The sequence below is a fragment of the Methylobacterium sp. NMS14P genome (assembly GCF_028583545.1).
Classification (GTDB): domain Bacteria; phylum Pseudomonadota; class Alphaproteobacteria; order Rhizobiales; family Beijerinckiaceae; genus Methylobacterium.
Genome location: NZ_CP087106.1, coordinates 2,874,120 through 2,888,906, shown reverse-complemented (window position 1 = coordinate 2,888,906; position 14,787 = coordinate 2,874,120). Strand labels below are relative to the sequence as shown.

Annotated in this window: 12 protein-coding genes; 7 read left to right on the top strand and 5 right to left on the bottom strand. The window is 72.7% G+C overall.

Annotation, left to right across the window (positions count from 1 at the left end; translation table 11 throughout):
- Window positions 1-101: 101 nt before the first annotated feature.
- Together LOK46_RS13880 and LOK46_RS13875 are read left to right on the top strand one after the other, a co-directional pair.
- A complete protein-coding gene (locus tag LOK46_RS13880; RefSeq protein ID WP_273564296.1) occupies window positions 102-938 on the top strand; it encodes a glycine betaine ABC transporter substrate-binding protein in 837 nt (278 codons plus the stop codon).
- An 82-nt stretch (window positions 939-1,020) separates the two neighbouring features.
- Window positions 1,021-2,358 (top strand): hypothetical protein, encoded by a 1,338-nt coding sequence (locus LOK46_RS13875; RefSeq protein WP_273564295.1) that lies wholly within the window; start codon window positions 1,021-1,023, stop codon window positions 2,356-2,358.
- A gap of 232 nt (window positions 2,359-2,590) precedes the next feature.
- Here LOK46_RS13875 and LOK46_RS13870 read toward each other — a convergent pair whose 3' ends face one another.
- Window positions 2,591-3,625 (bottom strand): GlxA family transcriptional regulator, encoded by a 1,035-nt coding sequence (locus LOK46_RS13870; protein WP_273564294.1) that lies wholly within the window; start codon window positions 3,623-3,625, stop codon window positions 2,591-2,593.
- A gap of 206 nt (window positions 3,626-3,831) precedes the next feature.
- On the opposite strand from LOK46_RS13870, the gene LOK46_RS13865 reads away from it, so the two are divergent.
- Genes LOK46_RS13865 through LOK46_RS13845 form a run of 5 tightly spaced genes read left to right on the top strand, consistent with a single transcriptional unit; the run spans window position 3,832 to window position 10,332 of the window.
- Window positions 3,832-5,085, top strand: coding sequence for a sarcosine oxidase subunit beta family protein (locus LOK46_RS13865; RefSeq protein WP_273564293.1), 1,254 nt, complete (start codon window positions 3,832-3,834; stop codon window positions 5,083-5,085).
- 34 nt (window positions 5,086-5,119) lie between these two features.
- Entirely contained in the window at window positions 5,120-5,416 is a 297-nt protein-coding gene (locus LOK46_RS13860) for a sarcosine oxidase subunit delta (RefSeq protein ID WP_273564292.1), read from the top strand.
- A complete protein-coding gene (locus tag LOK46_RS13855) occupies window positions 5,416-8,403 on the top strand; it encodes a sarcosine oxidase subunit alpha family protein (protein WP_273564291.1) in 2,988 nt (995 codons plus the stop codon). The genes LOK46_RS13860 and LOK46_RS13855 overlap by 1 nt, the downstream gene beginning before the upstream one ends.
- The gene (locus LOK46_RS13850; protein WP_273564290.1) at window positions 8,396-8,983 is read left to right on the top strand and encodes a sarcosine oxidase subunit gamma; all 588 of its coding nucleotides are present in this window, start codon (window positions 8,396-8,398) and stop codon (window positions 8,981-8,983) included. Before LOK46_RS13855 ends, LOK46_RS13850 begins: the two co-directional genes overlap by 8 nt.
- Window positions 8,980-10,332, top strand: coding sequence for an L-serine ammonia-lyase (locus LOK46_RS13845; RefSeq protein WP_273564289.1), 1,353 nt, complete (start codon window positions 8,980-8,982; stop codon window positions 10,330-10,332). The genes LOK46_RS13850 and LOK46_RS13845 overlap by 4 nt, the downstream gene beginning before the upstream one ends.
- A 35-nt stretch (window positions 10,333-10,367) precedes the next feature.
- Here the strand turns inward: LOK46_RS13845 and LOK46_RS13840 are convergent, their stop codons facing one another.
- From LOK46_RS13840 to LOK46_RS13825, 4 genes are read right to left on the bottom strand one after another with little or no spacing between them, the layout of a single operon-like run.
- The gene (locus LOK46_RS13840) at window positions 10,368-10,880 is read right to left on the bottom strand and encodes a prolyl-tRNA synthetase associated domain-containing protein (protein WP_273564288.1); all 513 of its coding nucleotides are present in this window, start codon (window positions 10,878-10,880) and stop codon (window positions 10,368-10,370) included.
- Window positions 10,881-10,888: 8 nt separating this feature from the next.
- Window positions 10,889-11,671, bottom strand: a complete 783-nt coding sequence (locus LOK46_RS13835) for an electron transfer flavoprotein subunit beta (RefSeq protein ID WP_273564287.1) — start codon at window positions 11,669-11,671, stop codon at window positions 10,889-10,891.
- Window positions 11,668-12,891, bottom strand: a complete 1,224-nt coding sequence (locus LOK46_RS13830; protein ID WP_273564286.1) for an electron transfer flavoprotein subunit alpha/FixB family protein — start codon at window positions 12,889-12,891, stop codon at window positions 11,668-11,670. Before LOK46_RS13830 ends, LOK46_RS13835 begins: the two co-directional genes overlap by 4 nt.
- Window positions 12,888-14,786: a DUF3483 domain-containing protein gene (locus LOK46_RS13825; RefSeq protein ID WP_273564285.1), complete on the bottom strand. Its 1,899-nt coding sequence runs from the start codon at window positions 14,784-14,786 to the stop codon at window positions 12,888-12,890. The genes LOK46_RS13830 and LOK46_RS13825 overlap by 4 nt, the downstream gene beginning before the upstream one ends.
- Window position 14,787: the final 1 nt, after the last annotated feature.

Here is a 14,787-nt window from a genome sequence, read left to right as displayed (position 1 = left end):
CGAAGCCGCCGCGTGCCTTGCTCGCGGCGCCCGGACCGGCCGGGCGTCACCCTGTCGCGCGCCGATTTTCGCAGCTCCGTCCCGCCCCGAAAGGTCCAGTGATGCGCGTCCGAACCCTCAGCGCTCTCCTCTGCCTCGCGCTGACCCAGAGCCCCGCCGAGGCCGCCGGCAAGCAGGTCCGGCTCGCCTACGTGGAATGGGCCGACGCCGTCGCCGCGACGACGATCCTCAAGCAGGTGCTGGAAGAGAAGGGCTACGCGGTGAAGGCGGTCCCGCTCGCGGCCGCCGCGATGTGGCAGGCGGTGGCCACGGGCGACGCCGATGCCAGCGTCGCCGCGTGGCTCCCGGTAACCCAGGCCGCCTACTACGAGAAGCTCAAGGACCGCCTGGAGCTGCTCGGGCCGAACGTGACCGGGGCGAAGATCGGCTGGGTGGTCCCGGCCTTCTCGCCGCTCAACTCCATCGAGGATCTCAAGACCCGGGCCGCCGAGGTGGACGGCAAGGTGATCGGTATCGACCCCGGGGCCGGGGTGATGAAGAGTTCGGAGGCCGCGATCAAGGCCTACGGCCTGCCGGTCAAGCTCGTGGACGGCAGCGACGCCACGATGACCAGCGCCCTCAAGACCGCGGTCCGGCAGAAGAAGGACGTCGTCGTCACCGGCTGGACGCCGCACTGGATGTTCGCCCGCTACGAGCTGAAATACCTCGCCGACCCCAGGAAGGTCTTCGGCGAGGACGAGAGCGTCAACACCATCGTCCGCAAAGGCCTGAAGGACGACCTCCCGGAGGTCTACGCCATCCTCGAGAAGTTCAAGCTCGGCATCGAGGACGAGGAAGCCATGATGGCGCAGAACGAGGAGCGCGGCGCCAAGCCGGACCAGACCGCCGCCAAGTGGATCGCGGAACACCGAGCCACCGTCGACGGCTGGCTGAGATAAAAGCCGGCCTAAAAACGATAAAAATCAAAAATAACGCACCCGCCAGGGGCTCCACGGCGACCTAGTACTTGGGGGCACGACGATGAAAGGATTCAGCGCAATCCTGGCTGCCTGTACGGCTGCCACGATGCTGTGCGGTACGTCGGCCCGCGCGCAGGGGCAGAGCGGGCAGGGACAGAGCAGTCAGCCTCAGGGCGCGCAGGAGATCGACGCCGAGCCGACACGGCTCAATCGGGAGCAGCCGGTGGCGGTGCCCGATCCGACGCCCGTGCTGGCCGCGAGGCCGTCCGAGACGTTCACCTTCGGCGGCGCGATCCGCGCCCGCTACGACTGGCGGTTCGACGACGTCAACCGGGCCGGGGCGCCGAAGGCCTCGGAGCATCTCGACTTCGACACCCTGGCGCTGAAGGCGGCCTACGATTCCGACACGATCTTCGGCGCCGCCCAGTACCGCTTCTACGGCGGCAGCTCGATCTACGGGCCGCGCAACGGCTACCGCGGCTTCCCGGGCGAGGTCAGCTTCCCGCTCTACGCCTATCTCGGCTACAAGTTCACCAAGGAAGACAGCATCACCGCGGGCATGAACCAAGTGCCCTTCGGCCTCGTGCCGTATTTCGGGTCGAGCTTCATCGAGACCCTCGGCTTCACCATGGGCCTGGAGGAGGTCTACAACCTCGGCGTGAAATACGCGCACGTGGAACCGGACTTCAACTACCAGCTCGCCTACTATCCGGGCGCCAATCCCAACGCGATCGGCGCCAGCGTCGACAGCGCCCGCTACTCGACCAACATCGTCAAGGCCGACAGCTACGTGCTGGGCGGCAGCCGCAACGCCGAGGAGAACATGTTCATCGGCCGCGCCGAGTACTTCCTCATCAAGAACGACGTCACCTCGTTCGCGATCGGCGGCTCGCTCTGGCACTCCGACGTCCACAATTTCGACACGCGATCGACCGGGTCGAAGCAGCTCGAGGGCGTGCACGTGCTCGGCACCTACGGGCCCTGGGGCTTCAAGGCAATCTACGTCCGCCAGGACATCAACCCGAAGAACCCGACCCGGAACGACCAGATCACCGTCGGCGGCTTCGACTTCTCCTACAACATGGCGACCCACGGCAACTTCGTCTCGGCCGAGGTGACCTACAAGATCGCGGACCCGATCGGCCCGTTCACGGCGGTCCCGTACTTCGGCTACAGCGCCTATTACAAGGACAGGGCGAACTTCAAGGCGAGCGAGCGGTTCATCCTCGGCAGCGCCTGGACCCTGACCGCGGACCCAAACCTCGTGATCTACACGGAGGGTGTGTTCGGTCGGAACGATCCCTACGTCGGCGCCGGCCAGTTCAACAGCGGCCTCGCCATGGGCGGCGACAACCGCTGGAAGTCCCGCTTCATCATGAGCATCGGCTACTATTTCTGACAGCACCCGGCGCGCGCCACAGCTTGAACGAGCCCGCGATTGGCTGACTCCTCGGGATTCGGGACCAGATCGCGTGCACGGACTTTCGAACGGTCGTCGCCTGAAGAATTGGGCGTTTTCCAGTCTCCGGGATCCGATCACTCTGCATCACCGGTCGAGAGATGTGTTCGAGGCGCGGTGATCGACGGATACGCCCGGTTCGCGACGCCGGGCGCATTCAGTCGCCCATGGCCTAGGCCCCCGCCTTCGCCAGCACGGGCTGTGCCTCGCCGACACCGCGCCCGACCGCACCGCCCGTGAGCTTGCGCTCCGCGCTCGGCGGGCGCCCGAAATGGTCGACATAGGCCTTCGAGAAGTGCGACGCCGAGGCGAACCCGCACTCGATGGCGATGCTGAGCAGCGGCATCGCCGTCTGGCGGATCAGGTGCCGGGCGTGCTCGAGGCGGATGCGCAGGTAGTGCTTCGCGGGCGAGCGACCGAGATACTTCAGGAACAGCCGCTCCAGCTGGCGCTTCGACAGGCGCACGGAATCCGCGAGCTCCTGGCTGCCGAGGGGCTCGGCGAAGGTCTCCTCCATCAGCCCGACCACGTGCAGGAGCTTCGGATGCGCCACGCCGAGGCGCATCCGCAGGTCCATCCGCTGGCGCTCGCCGGCCTCGCGGATGCGGTGGTGGATGAGCTGCTCGGCGACGTTCGATGCCAAGTCCGGCCCGTGCTCGCGCACGATGAGCGAGAGCATCATGTCGGCCGCCGCCGTGCCGCCCGCGCAGGTGAAGCGGTTGCGGTCGATCTCGAACAGGTCCGAGCCGATCTCCAGGGCATCGTGCTCGGAGGCGAGGCTCGCGAGATTCTCCCAGTGGATCGTCGCCCGGTACCCGTCGAGGAGACCGGCCTTCGCCAGCACGTAGGTCCCGGTGCAGACGGCGCCGATCGCCGCGCCGCGGGTGCTGCTGCGGCGCAGGCTCGCGTTCAGCGCCCGGTGGTCGTGCCGGTGGATGTCGATGCCGCCGCAGACGATCAGCATGTCGAGGCTCTGCGCGTCACCGAACGCGCCGGACACCTTGACCTCGACGCCGTTCGAGGCGGTGCAACCGTCCCCGCGCTCCGACCAGAGCGAGTAGCGGTAGAGCTCCCGGCCCGCGGCCCGGTTGGCGAGACGCAGGGGCTCGATGGCCGACGAGAAGGCGATCATCGAGAACTGGGCGACGAGCATGAAGCCGACCGATGTCGTCTCCGACGCCCGACATGCGGTGCTGATCTGGTCCATCGACGTCCCCCGGGGACAGATTAGCCGAGAACCATTCAAAGGTAAGTCCGCGCCGATCACAACCGCCTGAGGCGTGAAACGCCCGCGGAATCCGGATCCCGCAGAGCGGCGGGACCGGGCGTCGCAAATCTCAAACTCGCGGTCGCCGTCGAGAAAGCCGGGGCCGGTCGGCGCGTCGATGATCGATCATCCAAGGGGGCCCACCGATGCGCCGCTTCTCCCTCACATCGCTGCTCTCGGAATCGCTCCGGGGCCATCAGGGCTGGGGTCGCCAGTGGCGCGATCCGCAGCCGAAGGCGGCCTACGACGTCGTCATCGTCGGCGGCGGCGGCCACGGCCTGGCGACGGCCTACTATCTCGCGACCGTCCACGGCATCACCAACGTGGCCGTTCTGGAGAAGGGCTGGATCGGCGGCGGCAACACGGGCCGCAACACCACGATCATCCGCTCCAACTACCTCTACGACGAGAGCGCGGCCCTCTACGAGCACGCCCTCAAGCTCTGGGAAGGCCTCGCGCAGGAGCTGAACTACAACGTGATGTTCTCGCAGCGCGGCGTGCTGATGCTCGCGCACAACATCCACGACGTTCAGAGCTTCAAGCGGCACGTCTACGCGAACCGGCTCAACGGCATCGACAACGAATGGCTGTCGAAGGAAGCGTGCAAGGACTTCTGCCCGCCCCTCGAGATCGGCGGACATCTCCGCTACCCGGTGCTCGGCGGCGCCCTGCAGCGCCGGGCCGGCACCGCCCGTCACGACGCGGTCGCCTGGGGCTACGCCCGCGGCGCCGACGCCCGCGGCGTCGACATCATCCAGAACTGCGAGGTCACGGGCATCCGCCGGGACGCCGCTGGGGCGGCGATCGGTGTCGAGACGACCCGCGGCTTCATCGGCGCCGGCCGGATCGGCGTCGTCGCGGCCGGGCACACCTCGACGGTCATGGCGATGGCCGACGTGCGCATGCCCCTGGAGAGCTACCCGCTCCAGGCCCTGGTCTCGGAGCCGGTCAAGCCGGTCTTCCCCTGCGTGGTGATGTCGAACGCGGTCCACGCGTACATCTCGCAGTCGGACAAGGGCGAGCTCGTCATCGGGGCCGGGACCGACCAGTACACGTCCTACAGCCAGCAGGGCGGGCTCCACATCACCACCCACACCCTCGACGCGATCTGCGAGCTCTTCCCGCAATTCACGCGGATGCGGATGCTGCGCTCCTGGGGCGGCATCGTCGACGTCACGCCCGACCGCTCGCCGATCATCGGCAAGACCCCGGTGCGGAACCTGTTCGTCAATTGCGGGTGGGGGACCGGCGGCTTCAAGGCCACTCCGGGCTCGGGCCACGTCTTCGCCCACACCCTGGCGACCGGCGCGCCGCACGCGATCAACGCGCCCTTCACCCTCGACCGCTTCCGCACCGGGCGGCTCATCGACGAGGCCGCCGCCGCGGCCGTCGCGCACTGACCGGCGACCACCCGTCCCAGCGAGGAGACGCCCGATGCTGTTGATCGCCTGTCCGTGTTGCGGGAACCGACCCGAGACCGAGTTCCGCTGCGGCGGCCAGGCGCACGTCGCCCGGCCGGCCGACCCCGCCGCCCTCGACGACGCGGCCTGGGCCGAGCACCTGTTCGTGCGGGCGAACCCGCGGGGCGTCCACGCCGAGCGGTGGAACCACGCCCACGGCTGCGGCCGCTGGTTCAACGCCCTGCGCGACACGGTGAGCGACCGATTCCTCGAGACCTACCCCGCGGGCGCCGCGCCCTCCCGTTCCACCGACACCGAGGCGAGGGCGTGATGGCACAGCCGTTCAGACTGGCCCGGGGCGGCCGCATCGACCGCGCGCGCCCAGTCCGCTTCAGCTTCAACGGCCGCACGGTCGAGGGCTACCAGGGCGACACCGTCGCCTCGGCCCTGCTCGCCGGCGGCATCCACCTCGTCGGGCGCTCGTTCAAGTACCACCGGCCCCGCGGCATCCTGAGCCACGGCCCCGACGAGCCGAGCGCCCTGCTGTCGGTGGATCGCGGACCCGGACGGGTCGACCCGAACAACCGCGCCTCGGTTGTGGAGCTGCGCGAAGGCCTCAGGACCCAGTCGCAGAATCACTGGCCGTCCCTGCGCTACGACGTGGGCGCGGTGAACGACCTCCTGTCGCCGGTCTTCGTCGCGGGGTTCTACTACAAGACCTTCATGTGGCCGCGGAAGTTCTGGGACCGGGTCTACGAGCCGTTCATCCGCGCCGCCGCCGGTCTCGGCAAGGCGCCGACCGAGGCCGACCCGGACCGCTACGCCAACCGCCACGCCCACTGCGACGTCCTGATCGTCGGCGCAGGGCCGGCCGGCCTCGCGGCGGCGCTGGCGGCGGCGAGGACCGGCAAGCGGGTGATCCTCGCCGACGAGGGCGCCGAGCCCGGCGGCAGCCTCCTGCACGACGTGACCTCCGAGATCGACGGTCGCCCGGCCGCGGAGTGGCTGAAGGCCGCCCTCGCCGACCTCGACGGGCGGGAGAACGTCATCCTGCTGCCGCGCACGACGGCCTTCGGCTACTACAACCACAACCACGTCGCGCTGGCCGAGCGGGTCACCGACCACCTGCAAGCCGGGTCCGCGAAGGCGCCGCGCGAGCGGCTCTGGCAGGTGCGCGCCGGCGAGGTCGTGCTCGCCGGCGGGTCGCACGAGCGGCCCTTGGTCTTCGCCGACAACGACCGCCCGGGCATCCTGCTCGCCGAGAGCGTGCGGGTCTTCATCAACCGCTACGGCGTCCTGCCGGGACGGCGCATCGTCTTCGCGACCAGCGGCGCCTCAGCCTACGTGGCGGCCCTCGACGCCAAGCGGGCTGGGGCCGACGTGACCGTAGTCGACCTGCGCCTCGAGGCCGATTGCGGGTCCGAGCCGGCGCGCCTGCGGGCGGCCGGGATCACCGTCCTGACCGGCCACACGGTGGTCGGGTCCAGGGGCCGCTCGCGCGTCACGGGACTCCTCGTGGCGCCGATCGGGAGCGACGGGCGGGTCGGCGCCCGTCGCCGTCTCGCCTGCGACTGCGTGGGCATGTCGGGCGGCTGGACGCCGGCGGTCCACCTGTTCTCGCAGTCCCGCGGCAAGCTCGCCTACGATCCGGCCCTCGACGCCTTCCTACCCGCGACGTCGGCCCAGGCCGAGCGCTCGGCCGGGGCGGCCAGGGGAATCTACGACCTCGCGGCCTGCCTCGCCGAGGGCGACGTGGCGGGCGCGGCGGCGGCCGGCTCCGCGACGCGGCGCGCCTTCACGGCGACGCCGACGCCGACGGGCTTCCAGCCGGTCCGGATCATGCCGACCGACGCCAACCCCACCAAGGTCCGCGCCTTCGTGGACTTCCAGAACGACGTCACCGCGAAGGACATCAAGCTCGCGGTGCGCGAGGGCTTCCACTCCATCGAGCACGTCAAGCGGTACACCACGACCGGCATGGCGACCGACCAGGGCAAGACCTCCAACATGAACGCCCTCGGCATCGTGGCCGGGCAGCTCGACAAGGCGCTGCCCGGGGTCGGGACCACGACCTTCCGGCCGCCCTACACCCCGGTCACCTTCGGCACCCTCGTCGGCCCGGCGCGCCACGCCCTGTTCGACCCGATCCGCACCACGCCGATCCACGGCTGGGCGGAGGCCCACGGCGCCCTGTTCGAGAACGTCGCCCTGTGGCGGCGCGCTTGGTACTTCCCGAAGCCGGGCGAGGACCTTCACGCGGCCATCGCCCGCGAGTGCAAGGCCGTGCGCGAGGGCGTCGGCATCTTCGACGCCTCGACCCTCGGCAAGATCGAGATCGTCGGCCCGGACGCGGCCGAGTTCATGAACCGCCTCTACATCAACCCCTGGGCGAAGCTCGAGCCGGGCCGCTGCCGCTACGGCCTGATGCTGAAGGAGGACGGGTACATCCTCGACGACGGCGTCGTGGCGCGCGTGTCGCGCGAGTGCTTCCACGTCACGACGACCACGGGCGGCGCCGCCCGAGTCCTGGCCCACATGGAGGATTACCTCCAGACCGAGTGGCCGGACCTCCGGGTGTTCCTCACCTCGACCACGGAGCAGTGGGCGGTGATCGCCCTCCAGGGCCCGAAGGCGCGGGACGTGATCGCGCCGCTCGTCGAGGGCACCGACCTGTCGCCGCAGGCGTTCCCGCACATGGCGATGCGCTCCGGCACGATCTGCGGCGTGCCGACCCGCCTGTTCCGGGTCTCGTTCACCGGCGAGCTCGGCTTCGAGATCAACGTCCCGTCCGACCACGCGCTGGCGGTCTGGGAGGCGCTGGTGGCGGCGGGACGGCCCCACGGCATCACCCCCTACGGGACCGAGACGATGCACGTGCTCCGGGCCGAAAAGGGCTACATCATCGTCGGTCAGGAGACGGACGGGACCGTTACCCCGGACGATGTCGGGCTGGCCGGCATGATCGCCAAGGCGAAGACGGACTTCGTCGGCAAGCGCTCGCTCGCCCGACCCGACGCGGTCGCCTCCGGCCGCAAGCAGCTCGTCGGGCTGGTCACCGACGACCCGAGATGCGTCCTCGACGAGGGCGCGCAGGTCGTCGCCGACCCGAACCAGCCGATCCCGATGCGGATGCTCGGCCACGTCACCTCGAGCTACTGGAGCGCGAACTGCGACCGCTCCATCGCGCTGGCGCTCGTGGCGGGCGGGCGCGACCTGCTCGGCCGGACCCTCCACGTCACGACCCCGGACGGCTTCACCACCGCGACCGTGACCGAGCCGGTGTTCTTCGATCCCAAGGGGGAGCGCATCCATGCTTGAGGCCCGCTACCGCACCGCCCGGGCGCTCCCGCTCGGCCGCACCGACGCGCCGGCCGGCGCCGGCCTGCTGATCCGGCCGGCCGAAGCCGAGTCGCGCTTCGCCCTGCGGCTGCGCAGTCCGCTCGTGTCGGCGGCCGGTCTCCCCCTCGACCGCCCGATCAACACCCTGTCGGGCGACGCGACGCGCTGGATCGCCCGCCTCGGTCCCGACGAGTGGCTGATCGGCGCGCCCGAGACGGATGCCGACATCCTGGCCGCCGCCGTGAGCGCCGACCTCGCCGGCCGGGCGCACGCCCTCGTGGACGTGTCGCACCGCAACGTCGGCATCGACGTCCGCGGGGACGCGGCCGCGATCGCCCTCAACGCCGGCTGCCCCCTCGACCTCGGCGACGCCGCCTTCCCGGCGGGCAGCGCGACCCGCACGCTCCTCGGCAAGGCCGAGATCGTGCTGATCCGTCGCCCCGGTCCGGTCCCGACATACCGGGTGGAGTGCTGGCGGTCCTTCGCGACCTACGTGTATGGCTTGCTGCAGGAGGCCGCCTTCGGGGCCGGCCCGCTGCAGAGAGCCGCCGCGCAATGATCAGCGCCTTCGATCTGTTCAAGATCGGGATCGGCCCGTCGAGTTCGCACACGATCGGGCCCATGGTGGCCGCGCGCCGCTTCCGCGACCGCGTCGCCGGCCGGCCCGGCGTCGCGCGGGTGAGCGCGGAGATCTTCGGCTCCCTCGCCTGGACCGGGCGCGGCCACGGCACCGACGTGGCGATCTTCCTCGGCCTGCTCGGCCACGAGCCCGCGACCGTCGATCCGGACGCCGTGGCGGGCTACACGCGGGCGCTGGCCGAGACCGGCGCCATCGGACTGCCGGGCGTCGCCTTCGACACGACGAAGGACCTGCTGTTCAACTTCACCGAGGTCCTGCCCCGCCACACCAACGGCATGCGCTTCCGCGCCCACGACGCCGACGGTTCCGTGCTGGACGAGGTGGTCTGCTACTCGGTCGGCGGCGGCTTCGTCGAGGAGGAGGGGGCGGCGGAGACCGGCGGCCCCGGCGCCGTCGCGGTGCCCCACCCGTTCGAGAGCGGCGCCGACCTGCTGCGGATCTGCGCCGAGACCGGCCTCACGATCCCGCAGGTCCAGATGGCCAACGAGCGCGCCCTGCGCAGCGAGGCCGAGATCGAGTCCGGGCTCGACGCCGTCCGCGACGCCATGCTGGCCTGCATCAGTCGCGGCCTGCGCATCGACGGCGAGCTGCCCGGCGGCCTCAGGGTCCGGCGGCGCGCGAAGCGCCTGCACGAGACCCTCGAGGCGAACCGCCTCACGAACAGCCGGCCGGCCCACGAGATTATGGACTGGATCAGCCTGTTCGCCCTGGCGGTGAACGAGGAGAACGCGTCCGGCGGCCGGATCGTCACGGCGCCGACCAACGGCGCGGCCGGGATCGTGCCGGCGGTGCTGCGCTACATCGTCGACTTCTATCCCGGCTGGAACGAGGCGCGCGGTCGCGACTACCTCCTCGCCGCCGCGGCGATCGGCGGCCTGATCAAGCGCCGGGCCTCGATCTCGGGCGCCGAGGTCGGCTGCCAGGGCGAGGTCGGCTCCGCGGCGGCCATGGCTGCGGCCGGGCTCGCGTCCGTCCTCGGGGGCGACGCGCGGCAGGTCGCCAACGCCGCCGAGATCGCCATGGAGCACCATCTGGGCATGACCTGCGACCCGATCGGCGGGCTCGTCCAGATCCCCTGCATCGAGCGCAACGCCTTCGGCGCCAACAAGGCGGTGGCGGCCGCCTCCCTCGCCCTCCACGGCGACGGGGTGCATTTCGTGAGCCTCGATCAGGTCATCGAGACGATGCGCCAGACCGGCCACGACATGCAGGCCAAGTACAAGGAAACCTCCCTCGGCGGCCTCGCGGTCAACGTCGCCGCCTGCTGAGCGCGACGTCCCGCGGGGGCCTCGCAGGGGCCGCGTCAGGCCGCCTGCGCCGCCTCCGGCAGCGCGAACGGCTCCGGCGCGTGACCCTCCGCGCGGAGCGCGGCCAGCAGGTCGTCCGGCGTGAGGTTGAGAGTGCGCGTGCTCACCAGGGGATGGACGTTGATCCGCGCCTCCGTGAGTAGGCTGTCCTGGACGAAGATCCGCACGCTGCCCGGCGCGGCGTTGAGGGCGGCGAGCGGCGAGACCGCGCCGCTCGCGACGCCGAGCTGCTCGCCGAGCGCTTCGGCACTGGCGAAGGACAGGCCGCCCCGCGCGCCGAGGACGGCCCGGAACGCCTTCAGGTCCACCTGGGCGTCGTGACGGAGCGTGACCAGGAAGTACGTCTTCTTGCCGTCGCGCAGGAACAGGTTCTTGGTGTGCGCGCCGACGATGTCGCCGCAGGCCGCCATCATCGCCTCGACGGTCAGGACAGGCGCGTGCTCGTAGAGCTTGTAGGCGACCCCGCGCTCGCGCAGCCGGGCCAGGAGGTCGTCGGAGGTCATAGGCATCGGGTTCCTCATCGGGGTTCGCGGGCCGGCGGCGCGAGGACGCCGATCCGGCGCAGGTGAGCCAGAATCTCCCGGGCGGCCGCGTCGGGCTCGGGCCGGACGAGGAGGCGCCCGCCGCCGGACGCGGCCTCGCCGGTCGCCGCCCTGAGCCGATCCGCCGCCGAGCTGCCGGACGGCGCACCTTTCACGAGTTTCGGCCGGCGGCGATAGGGGCGTTCCTCGAAGGCCGGGACGGGGGCAGACGCCGCGGTCGGGTCCCCCACCACGGTCTCGATCACGCCGCGCCGCGCCTGCCCGTAGGCGAAGGGGAGCGGCGTGGGCGCGTCGGGATGGATCGTGGCCAGGACCGGCCCGCGCAGGGTCACGCGGCGGCGCGCGCCGCGGCCGAGGGTCTGGTCGAGGGACCAAGCGCCCGCGTCGCCGGCCGCCAGGGCGACGATATCGGGGATCAGGAGGCAGCCGAGGGCCTCCGCGACCGCGTAGGGGACCGTCCCGGTCTCGTCGCCCCCCTGGCCGCGACGACCGGCGAGGATCAGGCCGGGCGCCATCGCCGCGAGGCGCGCGGAGAGGGCCGGCACCGGATCCGCCCCCGCCGGCACGGGGACGTGCACGATCCGGGACAGACCGTGGCCTAGGGCGTCCGCGACGGCGTCCGCGTCCGGCCCGGCATGGAGGCCGACGGCCTCGCCGAGGCCCGTCGCGACGCGGATCGCCTGGGCCTCCAGCCGCGGCAGGACCGTCGCGCCCGAGACCGGATGCCGTCCGGCGGAGAGGAGCACGACGCTGGTCACGGGCTGACCTCCGGGCGCGCGGCCTCCTCGGCCAGGAGCCGCAGCAGGGCGGGCATGACCGCCTGCGCGTCCTGCACGACGGCGAGGCCCGCCCGCTCGATCATCGCCGCGTGCAGGTCGGTGTTGACCGCCACGACGTGCTCGCAGCCCGCGACACCCTGCAGGTGCTGCGGCGCGCCGGAGATGCCGAGGGCGAGGTAGCAGGTCGCCGCCAGGACGATGCCGGAGGCGCCGACCTGGGTCCGGCGCGGCATCAGCCCGGAATCGCACAGGACCCGGCTCGCGCCCGGCGTCGCGCGGAGTGCCGCGACGAGCTGCCGGAAGGCGTCGAGGTCGGTGACGCCGTTGCCCGCGGCGGTGACGAACTCGGCGAGCGCGAGCGGCACGGTGGCCGGGTCGGCCGGGACGCGCTGCGCCGAGAGGATCGCCGTCCCGGCGGGCGCGGGCTCCGCCATGGCGACCGTCAGCGGCCGCGCCTCGCGGGGCGGGCCGGCATACTCGGCCACCGCGTCGGGCGCGACGGTGGCGAGCAGGCCCGGCGCGGCCCGCTGCTCGACGCTGCGGCCCCGCGCCGGGCGGATCAGCCCGGAGGCGGAGACGCCCTCGGCCTGGGTGAACACCGGCGCGCCGAGCCGCACCGCGACCCGGCGGGCGACGTCGCCGCCGTCGAGGGATTCCGGGAACAGGACGTGCCGCGGATCGAGCGCCGTCAGGGCCGCGGCGATCCGGGCGGCGCGGCCGGCCGGATCGTAGGCCCGGTCACCGTCTCCGTGCGCGACGAGACGGTCCGCGCCCGCCGCGCCGCATCCGGCGCAGTCGCCGGTGGCGAGCAGCACGACCGCGCCGTCGCGGCCCGCGAGAACGCGCGCGGCGCCGAGGAGCTGCCGGTCGTGGGTCGAGAGCCGGCCGCCGGCGCAATCTGGCACCGCGACCACGAGGAAGGCCGGGTCTTCCACCGTCACGACGGCGGGGGCCGCCTGGGCCGGGCGGGCCGCCTGGACCGCCACCGGTGCCTCCGCGCGGTCCTGCTGGCTCACGTCGAAGCGCGGGCGGGCGAAGCCGGCGACGCGCCGGCCCTCGCGCTCGGCGCGCGGGTCGCGGCGCGGCCGTCCGCCTGCCCGGGGCGCGGTGCGGTCGTAGCGCGGCCGGCCTCCGGCGTCGCGGGGAGCGACGCGCAGGGCGGCCCGCTCGGCGCGCGGGTCGCGGCGCGGCCGGGTCATCGTCCCGCCTCGACCGCCTCGAGGAGCAGCTCCGCGACGTCGCGGATCTCGGCCCTCCGGTCGGTCACGCCCTCGAGCATCGCCGTGCAGGACGGGCAGGCGACCGCGACGGTTCCGGCGCCGGTCTCGGCCGCCTGGGCCATCCGCAGGTCGGGGATGCGCCGCTCGCCGGGGACGTCGCTCACCGGGGCGCCGCCACCGCCGCCGCAGCACATGGCGCGGCGCCCGGAGCGGGCCATCTCGATCCGGGTCAGCCCGATCGCGTCGAGCAGGGCGCGGGGCGCCTCCGTCTCCCCGTTGTAGCGGGCGAGGTAGCAGGGGTCGTGATAGGTCACGGCCCGGTCCGGCAGGCGCCCCGGGTTCAGGCGCCCGTCCCGGACCAGCTCCAGGAGGAACGCGGTGTGGTGCACCACCGGGTAGCAGGCGCCGAAGGCCGGGTACTCGTTGCGCAGGGCGTGCAGGGCGTGCGGATCCGCCGTGACGATGCGCCGGAAGCGGTGGCGGGCGAGCGTCGCGGCGTTCGTGCGGGCGAGGTCCTGGAAGGTCGCCTCGTCCCCGAGCCGCCGGGCGAGGTCGCCGGTGTCGCGCTCCTCCGGGCCGAGGACGGCGAAGTCCACGCCCGCCTCCCGCAGGAGCCGCACCAGCGCCCGGAGCGTGCGGCCGTAGCGGAGATCGTAGGCGCCCTCGCCGAGCCAGAGCAGCACGTCGGCGCTCTCCCGGTCGGCGATCAGCGGCAGGTCGAGGCCGGCGGCGAAGTCGGTGCGGGCCCGGAGCGGCCGGCCACCGGGATCGCCGGCCTGGCGCAGCTCCGTCACCGGGGCGACCGCCTTCTCGGGGAGGGCACCGCGCTCCAGGGTCTCGTGGCGGCGGAGCGCCACCACCGCGTCGACGTGCTCGATCATCATCGGGCATTCCTCGACGCAGGCGCGGCAGGTGGTGCAGGACCACAGCGTGTCGGGATGGATCCGGGCATCCGGCCCGATCAGGCGGGCGAGGGGTCCGCGCGCGCCCGCGGCCTCGCGGCCGCCCGGGTAGGGCGTGCCGGCGTAGGCGGGCTCCGCCGGCGACAGGCCGGCGACGAGGTCCTGGATGAGCCGCTTCGGGTTGAGCGGCTGGCCGGCCGCGAAGGCCGGGCAGGCGCTCTCGCAGCGCCCGCAGCTGACGCAGGCGTCGTAGGAGAGGAGCCGGTTCCAGGTGAAGTCGGCCGGTATCGCGGCGCCGAGGCGCGGCGCCGCGAGGTCGAGGGGCTGGAGCGCGGTGTCGGGCCGCCCCTCGAAGCGGCCGGGCCTCGGATGGGCGACGAGGTGGAGGGCGCCCGCCGCCGCGTGGCGCATCGGGCCGTGGCGCACCTCGAAGGCGAGGCCGAGCCCGCCGGCCGCCGCGAGCGCCAGGGCGAGCGGGGCGAGGAGGCAGCCGCCGCCGGCGGCCAGCGCGAGGGACGTCACCGCGCCGCCGAGGGCGTAGGCGACGAGCAGGACCGGCAGGATCTGGAACCGTCCGGACGAGAGGCGCGGCGTACGGCGCGGGTAGCGGCGGGCGCCGACGAGCAGCGACCCGGCGGCCGTGACGCCGAAGGCCAGGGCGACGAGGATCCAGTAGGGCGCGGAGCCGCCGAGCGGCGGCAGGATCGCCAGGGCCGTCAGGACCGAGGCGGCGAGCAGGCCGCCCGCCACCACCGCGTGCATCCGCGACGCGTAGGCATCCCGTGCAACGACGTGGTGCACGTCCACGAGGTAGCGCCGGGGCAGCTTGGCGAGGCCGTCGAGCCACGCCACCGGGGCCGTCGCGCCGGCCCGCCAGAGGGTCGCCCGGCGCGCGACCTGAACGAGGGCCAGCGCCGCCATGGCCCAGACGAGGCCGGGAAACACGGTGGCCAGAGAGACGGGACCAGCCATG